The sequence below is a fragment of the Hymenobacter sp. BT188 genome, from assembly GCF_014333585.1.
GTDB lineage: Bacteria > Bacteroidota > Bacteroidia > Cytophagales > Hymenobacteraceae > Hymenobacter.
Genome location: NZ_JACSCW010000002.1, coordinates 880969 through 903656, shown reverse-complemented (window position 1 = coordinate 903656; position 22688 = coordinate 880969). Strand labels below are relative to the sequence as shown.

At 56.2% G+C, this 22688-nt stretch carries 20 protein-coding genes; 9 read left to right on the top strand and 11 right to left on the bottom strand.

Going from position 1 to position 22688, the window contains the following annotated elements; translation table 11 throughout:
- Window positions 1–70: 70 nt before the first annotated feature.
- Complete coding sequence (locus H8B13_RS07910) at window positions 71–364, bottom strand: hypothetical protein (protein WP_187310235.1); 294 nt, start codon at window positions 362–364, stop codon at window positions 71–73.
- A gap of 49 nt (window positions 365–413) precedes the next feature.
- Window positions 414–737, bottom strand: coding sequence for a hypothetical protein (locus tag H8B13_RS07905; protein ID WP_187310234.1), 324 nt, complete (start codon window positions 735–737; stop codon window positions 414–416).
- Window positions 738–876: 139 nt separating this feature from the next.
- Between H8B13_RS07905 and H8B13_RS07900 the strand changes: the two genes are divergently transcribed.
- The 4 genes from H8B13_RS07900 to H8B13_RS07885 all read left to right on the top strand — a co-directional run bounded on the left by H8B13_RS07900 (window position 877) and on the right by H8B13_RS07885 (window position 4794).
- Entirely contained in the window at window positions 877–1701 is an 825-nt protein-coding gene (locus H8B13_RS07900) for a hypothetical protein (RefSeq protein WP_187310233.1), read from the top strand.
- Window positions 1702–1720: 19 nt separating this feature from the next.
- Entirely contained in the window at window positions 1721–2563 is an 843-nt protein-coding gene (locus H8B13_RS07895; RefSeq protein ID WP_187310232.1) for a rhomboid family intramembrane serine protease, read from the top strand.
- Window positions 2564–2728: 165 nt separating this feature from the next.
- Window positions 2729–3691 carry a T9SS type A sorting domain-containing protein gene (locus tag H8B13_RS07890; protein ID WP_187310231.1) on the top strand — a complete coding sequence of 321 codons (963 nt, stop codon included), beginning with the start codon at window positions 2729–2731 and terminating at the stop codon, window positions 3689–3691.
- Window positions 3688–4794 (top strand): esterase/lipase family protein, encoded by a 1107-nt coding sequence (locus tag H8B13_RS07885; protein ID WP_187310230.1) that lies wholly within the window; start codon window positions 3688–3690, stop codon window positions 4792–4794. Before H8B13_RS07890 ends, H8B13_RS07885 begins: the two co-directional genes overlap by 4 nt.
- 64 nt (window positions 4795–4858) lie before the next feature.
- Here H8B13_RS07885 and H8B13_RS07880 read toward each other — a convergent pair whose 3' ends face one another.
- Window positions 4859–7288, bottom strand: coding sequence for a TIM-barrel domain-containing protein (locus tag H8B13_RS07880; RefSeq protein ID WP_222841361.1), 2430 nt, complete (start codon window positions 7286–7288; stop codon window positions 4859–4861).
- Between the two features lie 194 nt (window positions 7289–7482).
- Between H8B13_RS07880 and H8B13_RS07875 the strand changes: the two genes are divergently transcribed.
- Both H8B13_RS07875 and H8B13_RS07870 read left to right on the top strand, forming a co-directional pair.
- On the top strand, window positions 7483–8412 hold the full coding sequence (locus H8B13_RS07875; protein WP_187310229.1) for a glycosyltransferase: 930 nt from the start codon (window positions 7483–7485) through the stop codon (window positions 8410–8412).
- A gap of 41 nt (window positions 8413–8453) precedes the next feature.
- Window positions 8454–8939, top strand: a complete 486-nt coding sequence (locus H8B13_RS07870) for a DUF1905 domain-containing protein (protein ID WP_187310228.1) — start codon at window positions 8454–8456, stop codon at window positions 8937–8939.
- A 72-nt stretch (window positions 8940–9011) separates the two neighbouring features.
- Here H8B13_RS07870 and H8B13_RS07865 read toward each other — a convergent pair whose 3' ends face one another.
- Both H8B13_RS07865 and H8B13_RS07860 read right to left on the bottom strand, forming a co-directional pair.
- A complete protein-coding gene (locus H8B13_RS07865; protein ID WP_187310227.1) occupies window positions 9012–9446 on the bottom strand; it encodes a VOC family protein in 435 nt (144 codons plus the stop codon).
- A 151-nt stretch (window positions 9447–9597) separates the two neighbouring features.
- The gene (locus tag H8B13_RS07860; protein WP_187310226.1) at window positions 9598–11640 is read right to left on the bottom strand and encodes an alpha-amylase family glycosyl hydrolase; all 2043 of its coding nucleotides are present in this window, start codon (window positions 11638–11640) and stop codon (window positions 9598–9600) included.
- Window positions 11641–11890: 250 nt separating this feature from the next.
- On the opposite strand from H8B13_RS07860, the gene ggt reads away from it, so the two are divergent.
- On the top strand, window positions 11891–13642 hold the full coding sequence (gene ggt / locus H8B13_RS07855) for a gamma-glutamyltransferase (protein WP_222841360.1): 1752 nt from the start codon (window positions 11891–11893) through the stop codon (window positions 13640–13642).
- Window positions 13643–13729: 87 nt separating this feature from the next.
- Here ggt and H8B13_RS07850 read toward each other — a convergent pair whose 3' ends face one another.
- Both H8B13_RS07850 and H8B13_RS07845 read right to left on the bottom strand, forming a co-directional pair.
- Complete coding sequence (locus H8B13_RS07850) at window positions 13730–14071, bottom strand: hypothetical protein (RefSeq protein ID WP_187310225.1); 342 nt, start codon at window positions 14069–14071, stop codon at window positions 13730–13732.
- A gap of 98 nt (window positions 14072–14169) precedes the next feature.
- On the bottom strand, window positions 14170–14520 hold the full coding sequence (locus tag H8B13_RS07845; RefSeq protein ID WP_187310224.1) for a hypothetical protein: 351 nt from the start codon (window positions 14518–14520) through the stop codon (window positions 14170–14172).
- A 423-nt stretch (window positions 14521–14943) separates the two neighbouring features.
- On the opposite strand from H8B13_RS07845, the gene H8B13_RS07840 reads away from it, so the two are divergent.
- Together H8B13_RS07840 and H8B13_RS07835 are read left to right on the top strand one after the other, a co-directional pair.
- Window positions 14944–17706, top strand: coding sequence for a TIM-barrel domain-containing protein (locus H8B13_RS07840; protein ID WP_187310223.1), 2763 nt, complete (start codon window positions 14944–14946; stop codon window positions 17704–17706).
- Between the two features lie 134 nt (window positions 17707–17840).
- Window positions 17841–18797 (top strand): aldo/keto reductase, encoded by a 957-nt coding sequence (locus H8B13_RS07835; RefSeq protein ID WP_187310222.1) that lies wholly within the window; start codon window positions 17841–17843, stop codon window positions 18795–18797.
- 108 nt (window positions 18798–18905) lie between these two features.
- Here the strand turns inward: H8B13_RS07835 and H8B13_RS07830 are convergent, their stop codons facing one another.
- The 4 genes from H8B13_RS07830 to H8B13_RS07815 all read right to left on the bottom strand — a co-directional run bounded on the left by H8B13_RS07830 (window position 18906) and on the right by H8B13_RS07815 (window position 22684).
- Complete coding sequence (locus tag H8B13_RS07830; protein ID WP_187310221.1) at window positions 18906–20096, bottom strand: serine hydrolase domain-containing protein; 1191 nt, start codon at window positions 20094–20096, stop codon at window positions 18906–18908.
- 68 nt (window positions 20097–20164) lie between these two features.
- Window positions 20165–20722, bottom strand: coding sequence for a YceI family protein (locus tag H8B13_RS07825; protein WP_187310220.1), 558 nt, complete (start codon window positions 20720–20722; stop codon window positions 20165–20167).
- Window positions 20723–20802: 80 nt separating this feature from the next.
- Window positions 20803–21309, bottom strand: coding sequence for a hypothetical protein (locus H8B13_RS07820; RefSeq protein WP_187310219.1), 507 nt, complete (start codon window positions 21307–21309; stop codon window positions 20803–20805).
- Between the two features lie 169 nt (window positions 21310–21478).
- Window positions 21479–22684, bottom strand: coding sequence for a helix-turn-helix domain-containing protein (locus H8B13_RS07815; RefSeq protein ID WP_187310218.1), 1206 nt, complete (start codon window positions 22682–22684; stop codon window positions 21479–21481).
- Window positions 22685–22688 lie beyond the last annotated feature (4 nt).

The window sequence follows — 22688 nt, the reverse complement described above, 5'->3', positions numbered from 1 at the left end:
AAGTACTGGGGACCTCTGGGAGGCAAATTTGCCTTGGGAATCTAAACGGTGAAAGCGTTACCGCTCCCGCTTAGCGACCTGAATTTTCGCTTTCGCCACCTGCCTCAGCGGCGCGGCGCATATCGGCGCCATCTTCGCCTTCCATGCCATTGGTTTGGTCGCTGTTGCCGTAATCACCGCGAATGCCGGCGCCATCGCCCATATTGCCTTGGGTGCTGGTGGTTTTCGGCCTTTGGGACTCATCCTCGTTTCCGGCTGCGTCCTGATTGGTTATAACGTTGGCTTCGTCGCTATTCGTGATGCTTTCGCGGTTTACGCCGCTGTCTTCGGTAGTAGGGTCGGTATTCTGCGTGTCGTTTGCCATGATGCTGTGCGGTAGATTATGAGTGGGATATAAGCAGAGCTGGGGTGGGCTACAAATTTACCTGGCCGGTTTCACCACCCGATACGCCCGTGCCGCTGCTGGTTGTGCTGCCGCCTACATCGCCCTCGGCGGCGTTGCCGGGCGTATCATAGGTGGTGCTGGTGCTTACGTTTTTGCCTTTTATTTCCTGGCCGCCCTCGGTGCCGCCGCTGCCTGAGTTGTCATCGGCGTTGAGGCCGCGCAGCGAATCGTTGCCGGCACCGGACGCCTGGCGGCCTTCTGGCTGGCGCTGATCAGATTGGGAAACGGTGCTTTGCTGGATAGCGTAGCCATCGGCAGGTTCTTGTTCGGGTTGGTTTTGGTCGTTTGCCATAGCAGAAGTAATTAGTGCGAAAAGGTACTTGCTAAACTATACGCGGGTTCAGCTTAAAAGGGGTAGCATTGCCGTGCTTTTTTGCCAACTTGGGGAGTTTATTATTCTCACTATTTCTCACCTGCTATCCAGCTTACACATGTCATCAGGCTCAACTACTCCAGCTGATTTATTTACCCAGAAAACCGATACCGAGCTCCTCTATTTCCTTGAGAACCCAGACCTGTACCACGCTGACGTGGTAGCGGCAGCACAGCAAGAACTGCATCGGCGCGAAGTAGCGACTCGCTCCCACCTTACTGAAGCTGAAGAATTTGCAACTGACGACTATGATAATGAGCCCGCTGAGCGGCGCTGGTTGGTCCCCGCTATTGGCGCGGCCCTGCTGGCAGTTGGATGCGTGCTGTATAGCCAGTTCCATAAGCCCTCGCCTGCATTGGGCGTCGTGCCGAAAGCTCCCACAGAGCTACAGTCGGTGGAGCTGAATGTGCTACCGACCTTTGAAGTTGAAACTGCCGCCCAGGTAAAAACGGAGCCGAGCCTTTTACCAGCCAAAGAGCGCACCGACAAAAAGCCGCTGGGCAAATACCTGATTTTGGCGGGTCGTTTCTGGAAGGCTGAAAAGCAAGCTGAGTTCCTGGCCGACCAGGTAGCCATCGCCAAGATTGATTCGACTTTTCCGGGCAAAGCCTCACTGGTATACGATCAATGGCGCGAGCTAACACGCGTGTTGGTGTATAATCATAATCTGCGGCCGATGATGCAGGAGCGCGTAAACATGATGCATGACATAGCCAACCGGCGCATGCAGTCGTTGCAGATAATGCGCGAAAATTATTCTCTTGGTCGCCCACCAATGAATAGCGAAGTACTCAAGACCCTGGCCCCGGTGGAGGATATGCTGTATGAGCTGCGCGGCGGCAAGCAGCCTACCCGCCACATCGATCTGACGATGGCGCGCTGAGAATCAGGCTACTGTCCTTATGGACCCCGACGAACCCATCGATTTATTTGCCCAGAAAACCGATGCTGAGCTTTTCTTTCTAGCTCAGCAGGCTCAGCGCTTTCCGCCCGCGGTGGTACAGGCCGCCGTACGCGAGTTGCAACGACGCGGCCTTGTGCCAGCCGAGGCACCTGCGCCACCTTCTCCCCCGCCTCCACCGCTTCCCGACGAAAGCACTGGCCGCCTGGTGCTGCGAAGCTTGCGGGCGATGCTGTGGCCGTCCGGGTCGTTCTTCGTCACGCCCCTGCTGCTCGACCTTAACTTAATAATTTATGCGCTCTTGGCGCTAACGGCCGCTGATCCGCTCGCGCCGAGTGGCGAGGAACTGATAATGTGGGGGTCCAATTTTTCGCCGCTCACGTTGCATGGCCAGCCCTGGCGCCTGCTTACCAGCTGCTTTCTGCACGGTGGCATGGCACATTTGCTACTCAATGGGCTGGGATTGTTGTTTTTGGGGTCATTGCTGGAGCCGCTGCTGGGACGTGGGCGCTTGCTGGGGGGCTTTTTGGTGTGCGGCATCGGGGGTAGCCTGGCCAGCTTGTGGTGGAATACTGCGGGCGTAAATTCGGTGGGTGCCTCAGGGGCCATTTTTGGGTTGTACGGGCTTTTGCTGGCGTTGCTCCTGACGCGTGCAGTGCCCTTCGGCCGCTCTCAGCGCCGTACCATGATGTGGTTTGTTTTCTATTTTATGCTCAACGGATTGGTGGGCGGGCTGGGGGGTAATATTGACCACGCGGCGCATCTGGGGGGCTTATTTACCGGCTTACTGGTTGGGGCAATACTCGGCCGGACGCGGCTACCGGGTGCCACCGAAACCTCCTGATTTTTTGCATTTTCTTACAAAAGCTCAGCGGCGTTTTATTTGTTGTTCGAATTAGCTTTGAACAAACAACCAAATAGCTAATTAGCAACGTAGTGTACCCGTATCTTACAATTGAGCGGGCTGTTGCTTTGCTCTTCTTTTATCCTACCTCAATCTGACACCTGCATGAAGGCTCCCTTACTTTCTCTTTTATTATTCAGTGGTTTATGGTGGTCGGGCACGGCCGCGGCCCAAAGCACTTTAGCGAATGGCACTTTTGAAGCGTGGACTACGGAAAGCAACGTAGAAGCGCCCACGCAGTGGATCACCTCCGACGAAATCGCCGTCCGAATCCTGCCCCTAGCAATAAATGGGGTATCAAAATCGACAGAAGCGCACGCCGGACAGTTTGCTGCCCGCCTGATGTTCAAGAGCTTAAGCATCCCGCTGGTAGGTACTATTCCGGTGCCGGCAGTACTGCTACTCGGTACCGAAACGCCGCTCATCAACCCCAACAATCTTCCGCGCACGCAGGAGGATATCCTGCGGCTGAGGCCCGGCGGCATTCCGTTTACAGCCCGCCCGACTTCTTTGCAGTTTTGGTTTAAGTACACCGGAGCCTCTACTGAGACTGGCCAAGTAGGCTTAGTACTGTCGAAGAATAGCCAGATTCTGGGCCAAACCTCTATTCAACTCACGGGTGGCGTACCAGATTACCGACTCATTAACCTGCCCATTTCCTACGATGCTGCCACCGCCACAGTGATGCCCGATACGCTACGCATTTTCTTCGTGGCCGGCACTGGTGCAACGCCTTCTCCTACTGCCGCTTTGTTTGTGGATGATGTGACCCTGCCTCTCACCGTCACTGCCAACCGAAACCCGCAACTGGAAGCCGCTTTAGTTGTTTACCCCAATCCAAGCTCCAACGGCGACTTCTCGCTGGCTTCTTTACAGAAACCCGGTGTAGCCACTGCTCCTTTTACCATCTCGGATGCCGCTGGCCGGATAGTTCAGCGGCAGGGCGCGGCGCCTACCAGCGCTGCCAATGGCCGGCTTATTAGTCTGCGGGGCCAACCTGCGGGCGTTTATTTACTGCGCTTGAGCACGCCGGAAGGCACGCTGACGCGCAAATTATTGATTCAGTGACCGAAAATCTGCCCCCCGAGGGTTCTGTACCCAATCCCGACTCCGATAACCCATCGCCCAACCAAGAGTCGTCGTCGCGATGGCAGCGGGCCAGAGCGGCTATGCGCCGGGCGGCCGCTTTGCCCGTCACGGGTTTGGATTTTCTGTACCGCACGGGGCAGGCGTACCGTCATTTTACCTTACCGGTGCTCAACGGCGCCATCGGCGACCAGCTAGCCGAGCGCCAGGACCGCCGGGCTATTCAGATGAGCTTTCGCCAGCACGGCGCTGATGTCGACGTCGCTGATTTGCGCTTGAGCAGTGAGCCGCAAAAAACCGTTGTGTTTTTGCATGGCCTGATGGGCGATGAGATGATCTGGCAATCGGGTGCGGCCGATACGCCGCGCTACGGGCCGCTGCTCCAGCGCGAAGTGGGTGTGCGGTCGCTGTATGTGCGCTATAATAGCGGCCTGCATATTTCGGAGAATGGACAGTTGCTCAACACATTACTGACCGAGCTATTTGAAATTCACGCTGAAGCCATCGGCGAGCTGGTGCTGGTTGGCCATTCCATGGGTGGCTTGGTCATTCGCAGTGCAGGCCATTATGGTACTCGTAAAGGTCAGGAGCAGGCGCCGTGGGTGAAGCACCTGAAGTCCGTGTTCCTGTTAGGCGTGCCCAACGACGGCTCTTTTCTGGAGCAAAATAGCCACCTTACATCCGTGCTGCTGCGCAAAATAAATGTAGCGCCCACGCGCTTTCTCAGCAAAGCCATGGACCAGCGCAGCAACGGCATCAAGGATCTGCGCCACGCCTGGCTGGTAGATGAGGATTGGCAAAACCCACGCGCCAACGACATATTTGCCCCCCGCACCGTGGTTCCGCCCTTGCCCGGCGTGCATTACCATGTGCTGGTTGGCTCCTTGCTCAAAACGATGGGCTCAGCCCTCGATCATTACTTCGGCGACGGCCTAGTAGGTGGTGGTAGCGCCATCGGCCGCACCTTCGGCGACCCGGCGCTACCAGCCGGTACCATAGTGACTACCAGCGTATTTGCCCAGCAAAGCCATATTGGGCTGCTCAGTAACCCAGACGTGTATCAGTATTTGCGGGAGCACGTGTAGCGTGCTATTCCACACAAAAAAGCCCCCAGAGCAACTCTGGGGGGCTTTTTATACGGTTAAACGCTTACTTAATCACTAACTCTGCGAAGCCAGCTTTGACAATAGTTTGCGGCAGCGTGGCGCCCGTATCGGCGTCATTCTCTGTTAAAGGCGCAGCCTTGGCATCAACAGAGCCTTTCATCGGCGCAAAGGGCAGACCGTGAAATACCACCCGATACGTAGTGAAGCTGGGCTGATAGTCGCCTTCAATTTCCTGGCGGAGCGTGAGCGTAGTGTCGGTGCCGGTGAGGGTGAAGCGGCGCGTCGTGGCGTGGCCTTCCTGGTAGCCGTAGCCTTCGCCGCCATCATCGTAGAGGACGCTATGCTCCGTGCCGTTTTTGTAATATACATGCAGCGTCACTTCTTCCACTACTTTCTCGCCCACGTACTGCATGACCGGATAAAGCGGAATAACAGCGCCAGCTTTCACGAAAAGCGGAATACGGTCGAGGTTGGCGCTGGCCCACACTTCGGCGCCACCAGTGCGCTCTTCATCCGTCCACCAGTAATACCACTGGCCTTTCGGCAGATACATCCAGCGGCCATCGGCGCCAGCAGTGGTGATGGGGCACACAAGCAGGTGGTCGCCGAGGCTGAACTCAGCCATGCGCAGATAGGTGTCCGTGTCGTTCTGGTCGATGAAAGCCAGGGGGCGCAACATGGGCGTACCCTGCTGCACATACTGCCAGAAGGTAGTGTACACGTAAGGCAGCAGTTGGTAGCGCAGGCTGATGAATTTGCGCGCCAGATCGGTTACTTCCTCCCCAAATGACCAAGGCTCTTGGTCGCCGTGGTCGCCGCTAGAGTGAGTGCGGAAGAACGGATGAAAGGCCGCTAGCGCAATCCAGCGGGCATATAGCTCACCATCAGGCGTTTCTACGAAGCCGCCCACATCAGAGCCAACGAACGAGAAACCACTGATACTTAGGCGCTGACACTGAATATTAGCCAGCCAAAGGTGGTCCCAGGAAGCAATATTGTCACCAGTCCAGGCAGAAGAATAGCGCTGGCCGCCAGCGTAGGTGCTGCGCGTAATGGTAAAAGGACGATTGGGATGCGTGAACTGCTTTACGCCCGCCGCCGTAGCCCGCGCCATCTGCATACCGTAGATATTGTGCGCCTTTTTATGCGAGGCAGGATTGCCGTCATAGTTGAAGCGCACATCGTCCGGGAAGGTACCTTTCTCGAATACAGCCGGCTCGTTCATATCGTTCCACACGCCGCGCACGCCATCTTCCTGAATCAAACCTTTAAATAGACCGGCCCACCACTCGCGCACATCGGGGCGGGTGAAGTCGGGGAAGTTGCACAGGCCCGGCCACACCGAGCCGCGCATCAGCGGCCCGTCGGCGCGGCGGCAGAAGTAGTCGTTGGCCAGGCCTTCGGTGTACACCGAGTATTCAGGGTCAATCTTGATGCCGGGGTCGATGATGACGATGGTTTTAAAGCCATCGGCAGCCAGTTCCCGCACCATGGTTTTGGGGTCGGGGAAGTGGGTGGGGCTCCAGGTAAAGCACCGGTAGCCATCCATGTAGTCAATGTCCAGATACAGGGCGTCGCAGGGAATCTGCCGCTCCCGAAACCCAGCCCCAATCGCCTTGAAAGTACTCTCGGGATAATAGCTCCACTTGCACTGGTGGTAGCCCAAGGCCCACATGGGGGGCATTTCGGGGGGGCAGGTGAGGCGGGTGTACTCTTGGGTTACTTCGGTGAGCGTGGGGCCGTAGAGAAAATAGTAGTTCATCTCGCCGCCCAAGGCCCAGAAGCTGGTCACGTCGGCGCGCTCGGCGGCGAAGTCGAAGCTGGCTTTAAATGTGTTGTCGAAGAAAATGCCGTGGGCAATTTTCTGGTGCAGCTCCAGATAAAACGGGATGTTCTTGTACAGCGGATCGGAGCCTTTTACGTAGCCATAGGTGTCGGTGCCCCAGTTGGTAAAGCGCTTGCCGCGCAGGTTCATGTTGTCGGGCTTGTCGCCGAGGCCGTAGTAATGCACGCCGCTTTGCACGTGCTTGCTCATCTTCACGACATCGTTGCCGGTGTCATCATCGTGCTCCCAGTGAAAGCCTTTTTCATCAGCCGACAGCACCGTACCGGAGCGGTCGAGCACGCGGGTGGTCAGGTTTTCTTTGGCTATCGTGCAGATAAGCCGGTCAGTAGTAATGCGGTAGTGATCGGTCTTTTCCCGAAACTCCAAAAAGTCCAGTGCGGCGCGGGGCAGATCGGCGGGTACGGCATAGCTGAAGTCGGGCGCGAAGCCAACTTCCGTAGCGTAGCGAAAACGCAGTATTTTATCCGTGATTACCTGCAAGCACAGCTGTACGCCGTTGTCGCAGGTGAACAGAAAGTTGTTATTTATTTGCTTACATGATACGATCTGGCCGGGCGAAAGCTCTTGCTTTCCCTTGGTAGCCAGGTCGTTCACCATGTAATTATTTTCCTGAATGATATCAGCCATGAGCGTAAGCAGCAGTTGAAATGGGCAAAAAAAATACCGGCAGCGCCGGAAAGTTTTTTCACATAAGTCTGCAAGGTAAAACTGATTACCGCGAAAATTGCCTAACCTTAGGAGCAGAATCCGTTAAACACGACTGTAGAGCTTCTACAGGGCTTTTTTGTTGCCCATTTTTTTCCTGTCATCGTCCCGTTCCCATGGAAAATCCCAATCTCAAGGTATTGTTGTTAGGCTGGGATGAGACAACGCAAGTCACCGACTCGGATCAACCCGAGTCGCTGCCGCTGTTGCAAGCCTTAGCTTCTCGTACTACCCTGACGGCTATTTTGCCGCATCTGCCTACAGGCCAGCTTTCTAACGCACGCATTACGAGCCTCGATACGCTAACCCTAGCGGACCTGGACGAGCTACAGCCAGTGCGCGATATTAGCTCTTGGCAGTCACCGGCCGCGCCATACATAGGAGCAGCACAGGATCAGACAGAAGAAGCAGGCCTGGGTGAAGCAGCGTCCGAGGAAACGGACTATCTAATACAAAATAGCCCGCCAGATCTTCTCCTGGCCGATGAGCAGGCCGTTGAGGCGTCGGAGCCTGGAGCTGATGAGGCTCACGATCTGGACCAGCCCGGCGATAATTTGACCTTGGACAAGCCAGCCGTGACTGTTCAGCCAGAATATTTGCCCCCTATCGAGTTTTCGGCCGACCGGGCGACGTTGCGCAATTTACTTAATGCGCTGCCCGAAGCTCCCGGCGACCTAAATTTTCAGGTAATTCAGTACACGCGCTTTGCCACGCGTCTGGCGCTGCGCGAACAGTTCGGCGTGATCTACGCTCCCGAGTGGCATGTATGGCTGGCGGGCCTCGAAATCCGGCAGCTTACCGGCCGGCCGTTGGTGCTACACGTGCATTCGCTGGCGCTGGACCGCGATTCGCCTAACGACCGGGGCTGGATTTTGGAGCTGGAGCGATTGGCTCTGCGCCGGGCAACACTGGTTCTGGCCGCGACCGAAACCTTGGCTGAGCGCCTGCAAAGCGCTTATTCCGTAGCCGCCGACCGCATTAAAGTGGTTGCGGCCCACGATGAGGAAGCCTTAACAGTGGCGCTGCAATCCATCAACCGGAACTAGTAGTAGTTGGCAGCGTTGTTTCTTTGTCAAAAAATTGACTGATGACGACTCCCTCCCCTACCGCCTCTGAGCAAACCTTCGACGCCCAGCTTGAGCTACACCGCTCCGATGGCGGCGTATTCCTGACCGTTCCTTTCAATGTAGAGGAAGTGTATGGGCAGCGCGGCACCCTGCACGTGCGCGGCACCATCGATGGATTCCCGTTTCGTTTGCCCCTAACTCCCACTCCTGACGGCGAGCACATTCTGACTGTGCACAAGCAAATCCGCAACACGATTGATAAAACGTGGGGCGAAATGGTGCATGTTGTGTTGGCCCCCGACACGGAAGAGGACGTTCTGGATATTCCGGCTGAATTGACCAATGCGCTGGCTCAAAACGATTTACTCGCCAAGTTTGAGCAGCTTTCCTACGCTCAGCGCAAAGAGTACGCGCAGTGGATAACCCGCGCCAAGAAATACGAAAAACGCGCCGAGCGGGTAGCAGAAGCAATTGAGCGGATTAAAATCGGGCGTCGCTTTCGGTAGGAATCGATTTACAAGCGAAAGGGCCGTATCCAGCTATAGCTGGATACGGCCCTTTCGCTTGTAGTTATTTGACTAGTGAGCACTAGCTTCTGCTACGGGTTGCTCCGGCATAATGGTGGTTGGGTCCATGTACATTATCTCCCACAGGTGCCCATCTAAGTCTTGGTACCCATGCCCATACATGTAGCCGTGGTCCTCAGGCTCACGGGTTATAGTGCCACCAGCGCTAACTGCTTTGCGAACCATTTCATCTACCTGCTCGCGGCTATCTGCCGAAAGACAGATGATGGCTTCCGTGCTTTTGGTAGCATCCACGATTTCTTTTTTGGTAAAAGTCTGGAAGAATGACTCCACCAAAAGCATAACGTATATATTCTCCCCCACAATCATGCAAGTAGCGTTCTCATCCGTGAATTGTTGATTGAAGTGGTAGCCGATTTTGGTAAAAAATTCCACCGACCTGTTGAGGTCTTTCACGGGCAGGTTTACGAAGATCTGAGTTGCCATAACAGTATTATTTTAAAGAGTACACAACAAAGATATTAGCCCCCCACTAGAGCAAAACTGTGTGAATGCGACAATGTGAGGGGGTATTTGCGACAGTTTTTTTTTCTGTGTTTACCCCTAAAATTGCTGCCTTAATACCCCTGATAAAACATTACACCCGCGCCAGTACCAAAGCCGTGCGGCTCGTTACATAAAGGCTCAATTTGTCTACCTCATCCTCTTGGAAGGTTTCATAGATCAACGCGTCATCTACCCGGTTGAAGCCGTCGAACTGGGGCGAATCGGAGGACAGAACAACCCGGTAACGCCCCGGCTTGGGCACGAAGAAGCGGTAGTCTGGCACACTGCGCTCAACATGGAAGTTGAACACGAAAATTAGCCCCCCACGCTCGAAAATAAGAACCTGGTTCTCGGGGTCATTGTTGAGCAGATGGGCATGGGCGGCCGCCAGCAGGCGGCGCGATTTGGCTATGTCTATCATCGCTTGGTCGAAGGCCAGCAGGAACTGATACTTAAGATCAGGATTATCGGCCAACGACCACTGCCGGCGGGCGTAGTGGTAGCTCCAGTCATTGCCCTGACGCGGAAAATCGACCCACTCAGGATGCCCGAACTCGTTGCCAATAAAGGTGAGGTAGGCTTCCCCCCCCAATGCCAACGTAATGAGGCGAATCATCTTATGCAGCGCCATTCCACGGGCCACCACGGGGTCAGGGTCATTCTTACTCATGTGCGAGTAAATGGCCGCATCCATAAGCCAGTGTGCCAAGGTTTTGTCCCCCACCAATGCCTGGTCGTGCGACTCGGCGTAGGCCACGGTTTTCTCCCCTACGCGACGATTGGTGAGCGTGTACCACAATTCGCCCAGATTCCAGTCTTCGTCGCGGCGGTGCTTAAGCAGCTTAATCCAATAATCAGGAATGCCCATACCCAGGCGGTAGTTGAAGCCGACGCCGCCTTCGCTGATAGGCCGGCACAAGCCCGGCAGGCCGCTCATATCTTCGGCAATGAGCAAGGCTCCGCGCTTCAGCTCCTGCACCAGCGTAGAGGCCAATTGCAAGTATAGAATAGCGTCTTCATCGGCCTCCGGGCCAAAATACTGGGCATAGGAACTGAAAGCCACGCCCTCGCCGTGATGATGGTAGAGCATAGAAGTCACCCCATCGAAGCGAAAGCCATCGAAGTGAAACTCTTCCAGCCAATAGCGCAGATTGGACAGCAAAAACTGCTGCACCTCCGGTTGCCCGTAGTTAAATAGCTTGGAGTCCCAGCCGGGATGGTTGCCGCGGGGCCCGGCGTGAAAATATTGCCCCCCAGAGCCGTCGAAATCAGCTAATCCTTCCGCCTCATTCTTCACAGCGTGCGAATGCACCACATCCAGCAGCACCGCGATGCCCCTGTTATGCGCTTCGTTTATCAGGTGCTTCAGCTCCTCAGGCGTGCCAAACCGCGACGAAACCGCAAAGAAATTGGCCACATGATAGCCAAAGGAGCCGTAATATGGGTGCTCCATCACAGCCATGAGCTGCAAGCAGTTATAGCCTAAAGCCTGCACGCGGGGCAACACTTTTTCAGCGAATTCCAGGTAGCTGCCCACCTTCCCCTCTTCCGTAGCCATGCCTACGTGGCATTCATAAATGAAGGGCTCGCGCACATAATTATTGATCCGAAACTTCTGGTCAGTCCAGATAAAGGGCGCTTCGGGGCGCCACACTTGACCCGTGTAGTCTTTGGTTTCGGGGTCCTGCACAGCCCTGCGCAGCGTAGCCGGCAGGCGGTCTTTTGCCCCCCGACGCGTAACTACATGTATTTTGTAGCGGCTGTGGTGCGTGAGCCTCTCCTTATAGTCTTTATCAGGCAGAAACACCTCCCATACGCCATTTTCGCCTTTTTTCAAAGGAGTAGCGGTGCGGTCCCAGCCGTTAAAATCGCCCACCAGAAACAGCCCTTCAGCCGCTGGCGCCCACTCCCGAAACCAGTAGCCGCGGCGCCGGGCGTCGTAGTTAAGGCCTAAATATTGGTGAGCGGTGGCAAATTTGCTCAGAGAACCATGCGATTGCTCAATTTCCTGCAAACGCTGTCGCAGGCGCTCTTGCCGGGCCAGCAGCACAGGTTCGTAAGGTTCGAGCCAGGGGTCCTGCTGCACAATGGGCAGGATAGCAGTTGAGACAACAGTGAGGTCAGGAGTTTTCATAGCGCAACTAGAGTTTAGGCAAAACTATCATTACCATCGGATTATCACCTCTGCTCTTTTTTCGGAGTTGGTGTTAGTGAGGCAGTTCGGTTCTTAAGCTACTCAAAGCTGCCTTATTTTTATCTTCTCAACGTAGCATGGCGTACTGGGGGGCAAATTTGGGGTCGTTTTAAAAAATATATTTTACCGAGGCTATATTACTAAAAGGGGCACAAAGCTTGGTAACGGCTGTAAGCCCTATATTACCTGTATGAAGTCCCACTTTTACTCCTTTGTCTTGTTGGCGCTGCTGGCGTGCACTACCAGCACGCCAACCGCTTCTGTTACTTCCGCGAACACGCTGGCAGCGCCGTTGCCAGCTTCCGAGCCGAGTCTGATTACAGCCCAGGCTATGGTTGTGTCGGCTCACCCGGAGGCGTCGCGCATTGGGCTGGAAGTATTGCAGAAGGGCGGCAATGCCTATGACGCGGCCGTAGCGGTACAGTTTGCGCTAGCCGTAGTTTTACCAACGGCCGGCAACCTCGGCGGCGGCGGCTTCTTTCTGTATCGGGGAAATGAGGGCAGCATAGGCGCGTTAGATTTTCGGGAAATGGCCCCCAGCGCCGCCAGTCGCGATATGTACCTAGACAAGCAAGGCAATGTCATTACGGATCTGAGCACGGCGGGCCACCTGGCATCGGGTGTGCCGGGCACCGTGGCCGGTATGGTAACCGTGCACCAGAAGCTGGGCAAGCTTCCTTGGACCGATCTGGTGCAGCCTGCCGTAGAGCTGGCTCGTCGCGGCGTGGTTCTCACAAGCAAAGAAGCCGCTGGCCTCAACCGCACGCGTCCAGATTTCATTAAGTACAACCCCAAGCATACACCCGCATACGTGCGGCCCGATGGAGATACGCGCCCTTGGCAGGCCGGTGACACTATCCGCTACCCCGACCTGGCCCGCACCTTAGAGCGCATTCGCGACCAGGGTCGGGCGGGCTTCTATCAGGGCCCAACGGCCAAGTTAATCGTGGCTGAGATGCAGCGGGGCGGCGGCATTATTACTGAGCAGGATTTGCTGAAGTACCAACCTAAGTGGCGTGCTCCGTTGCGCGGCAGCTACCGTGGCTACGACTTAATTGCAATGCCGCCACCGAGCAGCGGTGGCGTGGCTTTATTGCAAATGCTGCAAATGCTGGAGCCCTATGATTTGCGCGCCGCTGGCTGGCATTCGCCGCTGGCAGTGCATTATATCACGGAGGCTGAGCGCCGGGTGTATGCTGACCGCGCCACTTACCTCGGTGACCCGGACTTCGGTAAAGTGCCCGTAGCCCAGCTCACCGACCCGACTTATGTCAAGAATCGGATGAGCACGCTGGAAAATAATGGCCGGGCTACTCCGTCTTCGGAGGTGCAAGCCGGCGCGGGCCTGCCTGTGTATGAAAGCGACCAAACCACTCATTACAACGTTGTGGACGCTATGGGCAATGCGGTATCGTGCACTACTACGCTCAACGGCAGCTACGGCAGCAAAGTGGTAGTAGCCGGCGCGGGCTTTTTGCTGAATAATGAAATGGACGATTTCTCGGTGAAAGCTGGTGCGCCCAACTATTATGGCCTGGTGGGCGGCACGGCCAACGCTATTGAGCCCGGTAAGCGCATGCTTTCGTCTATGACGCCGACTATCGTTACGCAGGGCGGCAAACTGTTCATGGTGGTGGGCACGCCCGGCGGCAGCACTATTATCACCAGTGTGCTTCAAACCATTATTCACGTGCTCGATTATGGCATGACTATGCAGCAAGCGGTATCCGCACCGCGCCTGCATCATCAATGGCTCCCCGATCAGATTGACGCCGAAGAAAACGCCCTCCTCCCCGCCGCCCGCGACACCCTGCAGCGCCGTGGCTACAAGATCAATCCCCGTAGCGCCTGGGGCCGCGTCGATGCCATCCGTGTGCTACCCGACGGTCACTTGGAAGGCGGCGCCGACCCACGGGGCGACGATAAGGCGATGGGCTACTAGGACCCATCTTCATTAACAACAGAAGAGGTTGAGTAAAGACTAATCATAGCCTTTACTCAACCTCTTCTACTTTATGCTAGTCAAGTTTTACTTCAACTGACCAGCGGCGCTACTAAGCATTTGGCCTAGCTGCTGCAGCTTATCGGCCGTGGCACCGTCGGCGCCGGCAGCGGCTTTGGTGGTATGCTCGCCCAGCTTTGTCAGCGACTGGCTGAGTTGGTTGGTATCGGGCATGGGCGAATCGAGCAGTTCCTTGAGGTTCTCTAGCTCGTGGGCCACACCATTTAGCTTGGTATCGGCGCTGACTTTGAGCGTATCGATCCAGCTGTTGATGCTGCGAGTGGCGCCATGGCGCGCTTCGTGCAGGCCGCCATTGAGCGAATTGAGGGTTGAGTCGAGGTGGGATAAATTATTCTGGGATGTTGACATAGCAGAGAAAGGCTTAAGAAAGAGCAGAAAACAGAGGCAAAGTAAAGCGGACCGACGCCTTGCAGCATCAGCCCGATTTCTGGGGACTAAAGGTGTACTTAGCGAATCTGACTAGCGGCCGCGCTAAGCGCTTGGCCCAACTGGCGCACTTTATCCTGCGAACCAGGATCAGCCGATTCGGCGGCGCGCGTTGTGTGCTCGCCCAACGTGCGCAACGATTGCTGCACCTGCATGGTATCGGGCGTGCTGCCCGACAACGCGTCGTTTAAGCGCTCCAGCTCCGAGGCAATACCGGAGAGCTGACCATTATTAGAGTGTTGGAGGGTGCTAATCCAGCTTTGAATATTAGAGCCAGCCTGGGGGGCTAATCCTGCAAGATTACCTCCTTGCAGGGCTTGAATAGTAGCGTCGAGCTGAGCAGTACCGGTTGATTTGCTTTCTTCTTGCATAACGATGGATTTTGGTGGGTAGATAGATGACTAGGCTTACGGACCCACCTCGGTGCAGTTGAGTTTTTGACAGTACATAATTATGTTCAAAATATTCATTATCAGATACTTAAAACAAATAGAAAACCAGCCTGTTAAGCGGCCACCTAAACCTTGAACACTGACCTGCTAGCCGCTTACTCTTGCGGCCCTTAGCAGGCTCAACACCTTTTTATCTGTGCTTTACCGCCTGATCTAACAGGTACCTCTATCTCGCCGCGCAACCTTCCCTTCCTACTTTACGCTTGCATTATGGTCTAACCGATGAACTGTATTACACCTCGAGTACACTTTGCAGAGTTTCTTTGCTTATCCAAAAAGCCATCTGCCCTCCGCTCCCCTATGTTTTCACGTTTACGCCCTTGCCTACTTCTGCTTTCCCTTTTGACTACGTTGAGCCTGCCTGGCTACGGGCAGCGGGAGGGTGACGGCCCACCTACTCAGGACCCGTTTCAAAGGCCAGACGCTACGGTACGCTCTATTGCGGCCTACCGCTCGCACCAGTACACGAACGGGCAACTCAGCATCAAGGCCACCGATGGGGCAATGTTGAAGGTACGCCCATGGGCTACCGGCGTTGTGCGCATTGAATATGTTCCTGCAGGCAGCCCCTTGCAGACTATGGGCTCAGTAAGCGTGGTTACGCTGCCTGCTACGGGATTGGCGACGAGTGTGCGCGAAACCAGCCAAAGTGTGGATTTAGAACTAGCAGAAAATTTGCGCGTAGCAGTAAGCAAAAACCCACTCAGGCTGCACTTGCTGCGGGGCGCTGATACCATAGCTACCGAGGCCTGGGGGGCTTTTCAGCGCATGGCAACGGCTGTTTCAAAGCAAGGTGTAACGGGCGTAAGCTTTCGGTTGCGGCCCGGCGAGCAACTCTACGGTACCGGCGCCCGGGCCTTGCCGCTGGACCGCCGCGGACGCCGCCTGGAGCTATACAATCAAGCCCGGTATGCTTATCAAAACGGCGCCGAAAACCTCAACCTAACCTTGCCGGTAGTCGTGTCGAGCCGGGGCTACGCATTGTTCTTCGACAACCACACAGCCGGCTACCTCGATCTGGGTGCCACCCATAAAAGCGTCATGGAATACGGCGGCGAAGCTCTGGATAACGTCGGGTACTTTCTGGTGGCGGGCGATTCGTACGCTTCTATTCTGGACCGCTACACGTCTCTTACTGGCCGTCAGCCCCTGCCGCCGCGCTGGGCGCTGGGTCTCATTCAAAGTCGTTTTGGCTATCGCTCTCAGGCCGAAACCGAAGCCGTAGCCCAACGTATGCGCCGAGAAGGGTTTCCGCTAGATGCACTGGTGCTGGACCTGTATTGGTTTGGTACTACCAAAGACCAGGGCAACCTTGATTGGGACTACCAGAAATTCCCCAAACCCGCCGCCATGATGCGCAATCTGGATTCGGTGGGCGTCAAGACTATCCTGATTTCGGAGCCGTATGTGATGCGCGCTTCCCGCAACGACTCCGTTGTGCGCACCCAGGGCCTGATTGGAACCGACTCGGTGGGGCGTCCTTTCACGGTGGCCTCGTTCTGGGCCGGGCCGGCGTCGTTACTCGATATGTTTAAGCCCAGCGCCCGCGAATGGCTGTGGTCGTACTACAAAAAGCGCAAAACCGAAGGCGTGGGCGGCTGGTGGAGTGACTTAGGCGAGCCCGAGAATCACCCCGTGGAAATGCACCACGTCACCGGCCCCACGCGCAAAGTGCATAATGCTTATGGGCAGGCCTGGGCCAGCATTTTCGCCGAAAAATACGCCCAGGAGTATCCACAGGAGCGCTTGTTCAATCTGGCGCGGTCCGGGTGGGCGGGCATGCAGCGCTATAGCGTGTTTCCCTGGTCGGGCGATATTAATCGGTCGTGGTCGGGCTTTCAGGCGCAGATCCCCATTATGCTGGGCGTGAGCATAGGCGGCGTGGGCTACATGCATTCCGATGCTGGCGGCTTCTGCGTGGGGCCCATCGACCCAGAGTTGTACACGCGCTGGCTACAAATGGCTTCGCTCTGCCCTATTATGCGCCCCCACGGCGAAGGCGTTCCTCCTGAGCCTTACTATTACCCAGAGCCCTACAAAAGCATCGTGCGCAACGCCGTCCGCCAGCGATACGAGCTACTTCCCTATCTCTACACCCTGGCTTGGCAAAATGCCCAGACCGGCGCACCGCTAGCCCGCCCCATGAACTACGAGGCAGCTTCAGGGTTGGATAATGAGCAGTTGGGCAACATAAACGACCAGTATTTACTCGGGCCTAACCTGTTAGTGGCACCCGTAATACAGCCGGGGCAGCGTCGACGCAACGTGCTGCTGCCTGCCGGCACTTGGATTGATTTTTATTCGCATGAAACCCTGACTGGGGGGCAAATTGTGGGCAGAAACGCACCCCTGGAGCGTGTGCCGCTTCTTGTGAAGGCCGGTGCTTTCTTACCGCTTGCACCCTATGTCAACACCACGGCCCGCTACCACACTGATACTTTACGTGTGCGCTTTTATGCTGATTACGACGTTCCTAACTCCAGCTTTACGCTATATGAAGATGACGGAAAATCGGCACAGGCAATGGCTGGGGGGCAATTTCAGCTACTTTCTTTTTTGGGCACAACGGCCGCTAACCAATCCGAGATTCATATAAGTGCCAGTGGCCAAGGCTACGCCAAAATGCCCCCCAGCCGCGTTATCGAGCTGCTGATTCCGCGCGTAGCTGCCGCCCCTAGCGCTGTGCTCGTAGCCGGACAGCCCGCCCCCGCCGATACCTGGCGCTACGATACTACCAAGCAAGCTTTGCATGTGCGCGTACGCTTTCAGAATCAGCCGCTTATCGTTGCTATTCAGGGCTTGCGCCTGAACCCTGTGTATACCGCTGCGGCTCCCGAAATCTTAACGCTGGCGGCCCCCGGCGACCGGGTATTTGGCGGCCGCACTACCCTCCACTATACGCTGCACACGCCCGGTCAGCACACATTGCGCATCCGCGATGCCCAAGGCCAGGTAGTACGCACTTTTCAGTCAGCCACTGAAATGGGTACTCACCAGCTGCCCTGGAATGCTGAAGACCAAAACGGCCGGCCTTTGCCCGGCGGCGTGTACACGGCCGAAATGCTAGGCCAGCATCAGCGCCTGGTGCTGGTGCGCCCTGACTAACACTTGGTGCTGAAACGGCTCTCTCGCTGACTTTTGGCCTGCTGGTTTGTTGCTTTTCCTCCTTTACCCGATTTCCACCGTAAACCGGAAGCATCTTTAACCTAGCTTATTCAAGCAAAACATCATTTATTATCATGAACAAGCGTCAATTAGGCAACTCTTCGCTCTCAATAGCTCCTCTCGTATTAGGTGGCAACGTATTCGGCTGGACCGCTGACGAGGCTACTTCTTTCGCCGTGCTCGACGCCTTTGTGGCGGGGGGCGGCAATGCCATCGACACCGCCGACGGCTACTCCGTGTGGGTGCCCGACCATATAGGGGGCGAATCGGAAACTATCATTGGTAAATGGCTGAAGCAGCGCGGCCGCCGCGACGACGTGGTGATTGCCACCAAAGTAGGCTGGGAAGTGAATGCGGAGAATAAAGGCTTAGCCAAGAATTATATTCTGCGGGCGGTGGAAGGCTCGCTCAAACGCCTCCAAACCGATTACATCGATCTGTATCAGTCGCACAAAGACGACCTGACCGTGCCGGTGGAGGAAACGCTGGAAGCCTATGCTCAGCTGGTGAAGGAAGGTAAGGTGCGCGTAATCGGGGCCTCCAACTTTTCGGCGGCGCGCTTGCGCGAATCGTTGCAAGCCAGCAAGCAGCATGGCTTTCCCCGCTACGAGTCGTTGCAGCCGCTCTACAACCTCTACGACCGCGCCAAGTTTGAGCAGGAGCTGCTGCCGTTGTGTCAAGAGCACAACGTAGGCGTCATTCCTTATTATGGCCTTGCCTCAGGTTTTCTGACGGGCAAATACCGCTCGGAAGCTGACCTCAAGAAAAGCGCCCGCGGTGGCGGCGTTGGCCATAAGTATCTGAACGATAAGGGCCTGGCTATTCTGGCAGCTCTCGATGCAGCCAGCGCCCGCCTGCACGCGACGCCCGCCCAAGTAGCCCTAGCCTGGATTATGGCCCAGCCCGGCCTCACTGCGCCTATTGCCAGCGCCACCAGCGTAGCACAAGTAGAAGAGTTGCTGAAAGCCACCGAACTACAGCTTGATGCAGAGGCGCTGGAGCAGCTCAAAGGTGCCAGCGTAGTAGCCTAGCTACAGCCCGAGCAGAATTTAATTTAATTTTCGGATGCAGTAATAAAAAAGCCCCCCAGACACCTGTCTAAAGGTGTACTGGGGGGCTTTTTTATGTACAGGCAACCTTTACTTACCTGAGTAATTGTAAGGCACATAATTCTCCCAGCGCCAGGGCGTGGCGGTGTCGCCGAGTATCTTTTCCAGCAGCTCTTTGAACAGCTTATCCGCGTTGGAGCTGTTGCTCATGATAACCAGGCCCTTCTTCTGGTCACTAAACGCTACGCTGTGGTTTTCCCATCCGTCGTCGTGGCCTTCCTTAAAATAAGCAGGGCCATACGGCGACTCAAACACGCCCCAGCCCAGCCCATAAGCCAGTTTAATCGCCTTGTTCTCGTCGGTGGATACGGTGGCCAGCGGGCCAAACTGCGCCTTGAACGGAATAGCCACCTGCGCCCGCACCATCTCCTGCTTCGCTTTAGGAGTGAGCCCTTTGCCTTGCATCACGGCGGCCATGAAGGTTGCGTAGTCGGTGATGGTCGTTTCCATGGAGCCGGCCGCTTGTGCTTCATCGCGCTTTTCCTTGGGCACCGCCTTACCATCCTCCATATAGCCAATGGCGTAGTTCTGCTCGAAAGTCGGCTGCCAGATATAGCTGGTGCGCGTCATCCCAAGAGGCTTAAACACTCGCTCCTCACCTAGTTGAAGCAGGCCTTTTCGGGTAATCTTTTCCACCACTATTTGCAGCAGTTGTAGCCCTTCGCCGGAGTACCAGTATTGGGCGCCGGGCGCAAACCTAAACCGCAGCTTTTCATCGGGTTCAATCCAGCGCCAGTTGGGGAGCCCGGTCGTGTGGGTGAGCGCCATGCGCGCCGTAATTTGCTTCCAGCGCTCATCAGTAGCGAGGTCCTGGTAGTCCTTTATCTCAGGTAAGGGCTTGTCAAGATATTGATACAGTGGCTTATCCAGATCCAGGGCACCTTCCTGTACCAGTTGCATTACCAGGTAGGCAAACACAGCTTTGCTGAAAGACGCGGCATACATGGCCGTCTGAGGTTCCAAAGGCAAACGCTTCTGCACGTTGCGGTACCCGAACGTTTTCACGTATCGCACCTTATTATCTTCCAGAATAGCCAATGCCAAGCCCGGCACCTTAGCCGAATCCATGAGGGCGAGCACCAATTGCTCTATTTTCTGCACCGATATACGGCTGCCATCAAGCCGCTGAATAGTTGCTTTCTGAGCCTGACTGATCAGGGGCAGCAGCAGGAGAAGCCCGAAAGCCACCAGTGGCTTCAGCGCCTGAGTTCTGATTCGCATATCGGCTAGAAGCAACGTTATTCATCTATACACAGCTTTGCTAATATAATGCATCAATTGGCTATCAGCTACTTATCGGCTTTAGCCAGCACATCAAACGCCAGGGTGAAGTCGTTGCGGATGGCGTAGCTGCCCAAGTTTTGGAAGAAGCTGCTGGAATTATAATTCACGCCGAACTGCGTGCGGTCGATGGTGGCGGTGCCTTGTATTCGCAGGCCTTCGGGCTGAGTTGTGATGGTGACGGGAAAGCGTACCGGTTTGGCAATGCCTTTCAGCGTAAGCTCACCCACCGCCTGCCCCTTCACGACTTCGCGCAGCACAAAAACGGCCACCGGAAAGCGCTCCGCATCGAAGAAATCTGCCCCCCGCAAGTGCCTTTGCAACGTGGCGTCGGTGTGCGTGATGGTGCTCATATCGAATTCAAAGCGGCCCTGGCGCAGGGTGCTGCCTTCGTACACGAAGGTGCCGCGCCGAAGCTGGAGCGTGCCGCTGGGCGCCCAGGAGCCCGCTTCCGCGTAGCCCGTCCAAGTGAGCTGGCTGGCGGCGGGAAGGGCTTGGTAGGTTGTGGCAGCTGCCCGGAAACCCAGGCAAATAGTGACGATGAGTGTTAGCAGCAACGTTTTCATGATGGAATTTCTAAGTAAAACTCTCGTTGGAAATAGAGAAAAAGCCCCCCGGAAGCGGTAGCCAACCGGCATGATCCGGCTTAGCGCACAGTGGCTTCGGTTTCGATCAGGCCCATGCCTTTGTAGAGCTTGCCGTTCTTGTCTTTGGCCAGAATGTACCAGAGCGCGTCGCCGCCGTAGAGCTGCTGGCCGCTGGCGGCGTAGCGGTAGTTTTTGGCGAACGTGTAGGTAGCGCCCTGGCGCAGACGGCCGTTGGGGCAGTTGAACAGCTCCGCAAACTCGGCGGGCGTTTGGCGCATATTGGCTTGCCAGCCCTCGGCGCTGTACCAGATAAAGCTGCCGCACTCCACTATCTCCAGGTCAGCCACTTCGGCGCGCAGCATCGTGCTGTGCTTCCACACATACTGGCCCGGCTTGGCGGGGTCGCCTTCGGGATAATTCGGGTTGGGCGTGTGCCAGAGCGTGAGGCCTACGGGCACCTGTCGGAGCTTATCGGGCAGGGCGCGGGTATGGTCGGTCCAGGCGGTTTGGGCCGCTACTAAGAAGCTGATGGCCAGCAGGGTCAGCGTAAGAAGGATGTTTTTCATGACCGTAATTCAGATGAGTACGGTCCAAAGGTGGGCGTCTGTGCTCCGGTAAGCGCCCCAGATACAGATATGGGGCGTACCAGATCATGATGTGGCACCAAGTAGCTCCGAAAAGCCGCTTCGGCTGGCCGATGCCGATAAGCTGCGAAGCCCCGCAGCCGGCACTAGCTCATTGGGGGGCAAATTCGCTGGGGGCCGCGCCCGTGAACTGCTTAAAAATTCGGTTGAAGGTAGTTTTGGAGTTGAAGCCGCACTCAAAGGCAATACCGAGCAGCGTGAGCCGGGCCACATCAGCAGGATTAGCGAGGCGGCGCTTCACAGCTTCCACGCGGTAGCCATTCACCAAGTCGTTGAAGGATTGCCCGAAACCGTTGTTTACGGTGAAGGAAATAAGCCGCGCTGCCAAGCCCGTGTGCGCCGACAGCTCCGCCAGCGTCAGCGTGGGGTTCAGGTACAGCTGCTCCTCTTCCAGTGCCCGCCGGATGCGCTCCAGTACCGCTGCGTCTACCGCCGCCGGCGCTGGCTGCACCGTGGGCGCCACCGCAACTACATCCGCATCCGACGCAGCCGCAAAAAGCCCCCCGGTCGCCTCCCCGTGCAATGACGCCGCGCTTATCGGCTGGGGGGCTTTTTGCGTGGCTTCGGGCGGCGCAAAATGCACGGCTCGCATATCAGCTTGGCGCAGGCCCACCACCCCAATCAGGAGCACCACGCCGCCCAGCAGCCAGGTAGAATAATCGTAGGCGTAGTACAGCTGAAAGAATTCGCGCAGCACCACTTCCACCAGCCACTGCACACTCACCATACCCAGCGCCAGCAGAAGCACTTGCAGCCACTGCAGGCGCAGCTGTGATAGTTCCGAGAAATTATCGGGCAGCCAGCGTTGGTAGCGCCGCAGCAGGCGCAGGCTCAGGGCAAGGTACACGATAAGGGAAATCCAAGTGCCGATAAACTCTACGCGGTAGGTGTAAGGCTGATGCACTTGCTCCCAAAACCACAGCCGCGTTGCGTACGGCTGAAACCGCAGCCACCAGTAAAGCGCTCCCTGCACCAGCACAGGCCCAAAGTGCCATAGATGGCGCCTATGTAGCCGAAAGGGTTGACTGACGAGGCTTTGCACATAAAAATACAGCAGCGGCCCAAAGGCTAGCGAATAGTAAATCGGGGTGAAATACCACTCGGCGTTCTGCCCGTACAAGCCTGAGGCCCGCCACAAGCCATCCAGCACCCAGAGCGCAATGGTCAGCAGCAGCAAGGCCAGAAAACGGTTGGGGAGCTGGTTGTGGGGGGCAAACCAGAGCAGCCCTGCGGCAAATACTGCCTGCGCCAGCACCGCAAAAAGAAGAACAATATCCGGAGTAATGGTGAGCTGCATGGGG

Excerpts from the sequence above, each read along its gene's own strand:
- H8B13_RS07910 (WP_187310235.1), bottom strand. The coding sequence starts at position 364 with ATGGCAAACGACACGCAGAATACCGACCCTACTACCGAAGACAGCGGC.
- H8B13_RS07905 (WP_187310234.1), bottom strand. The coding sequence starts at position 737 with ATGGCAAACGACCAAAACCAACCCGAACAAGAACCTGCCGATGGCTAC.
- H8B13_RS07900 (WP_187310233.1), top strand. The coding sequence starts at position 877 with ATGTCATCAGGCTCAACTACTCCAGCTGATTTATTTACCCAGAAAACC.
- H8B13_RS07895 (WP_187310232.1), top strand. The coding sequence starts at position 1,721 with ATGGACCCCGACGAACCCATCGATTTATTTGCCCAGAAAACCGATGCT.
- H8B13_RS07890 (WP_187310231.1), top strand. The coding sequence starts at position 2,729 with ATGAAGGCTCCCTTACTTTCTCTTTTATTATTCAGTGGTTTATGGTGG.
- H8B13_RS07880 (WP_222841361.1), bottom strand. The coding sequence starts at position 7,288 with ATGGCTGATATCATTCAGGAAAATAATTACATGGTGAACGACCTGGCT.
- H8B13_RS07875 (WP_187310229.1), top strand. The coding sequence starts at position 7,483 with ATGGAAAATCCCAATCTCAAGGTATTGTTGTTAGGCTGGGATGAGACA.
- H8B13_RS07870 (WP_187310228.1), top strand. The coding sequence starts at position 8,454 with ATGACGACTCCCTCCCCTACCGCCTCTGAGCAAACCTTCGACGCCCAG.
- H8B13_RS07865 (WP_187310227.1), bottom strand. The coding sequence starts at position 9,446 with ATGGCAACTCAGATCTTCGTAAACCTGCCCGTGAAAGACCTCAACAGG.
- H8B13_RS07860 (WP_187310226.1), bottom strand. The coding sequence starts at position 11,640 with ATGAAAACTCCTGACCTCACTGTTGTCTCAACTGCTATCCTGCCCATT.
- ggt (WP_222841360.1), top strand. The coding sequence starts at position 11,891 with ATGAAGTCCCACTTTTACTCCTTTGTCTTGTTGGCGCTGCTGGCGTGC.
- H8B13_RS07850 (WP_187310225.1), bottom strand. The coding sequence starts at position 14,071 with ATGTCAACATCCCAGAATAATTTATCCCACCTCGACTCAACCCTCAAT.
- H8B13_RS07845 (WP_187310224.1), bottom strand. The coding sequence starts at position 14,520 with ATGCAAGAAGAAAGCAAATCAACCGGTACTGCTCAGCTCGACGCTACT.
- H8B13_RS07835 (WP_187310222.1), top strand. The coding sequence starts at position 17,841 with ATGAACAAGCGTCAATTAGGCAACTCTTCGCTCTCAATAGCTCCTCTC.
- H8B13_RS07830 (WP_187310221.1), bottom strand. The coding sequence starts at position 20,096 with ATGCGAATCAGAACTCAGGCGCTGAAGCCACTGGTGGCTTTCGGGCTT.
- H8B13_RS07825 (WP_187310220.1), bottom strand. The coding sequence starts at position 20,722 with ATGAAAACGTTGCTGCTAACACTCATCGTCACTATTTGCCTGGGTTTC.
- H8B13_RS07820 (WP_187310219.1), bottom strand. The coding sequence starts at position 21,309 with ATGAAAAACATCCTTCTTACGCTGACCCTGCTGGCCATCAGCTTCTTA.
- H8B13_RS07815 (WP_187310218.1), bottom strand. The coding sequence starts at position 22,684 with ATGCAGCTCACCATTACTCCGGATATTGTTCTTCTTTTTGCGGTGCTG.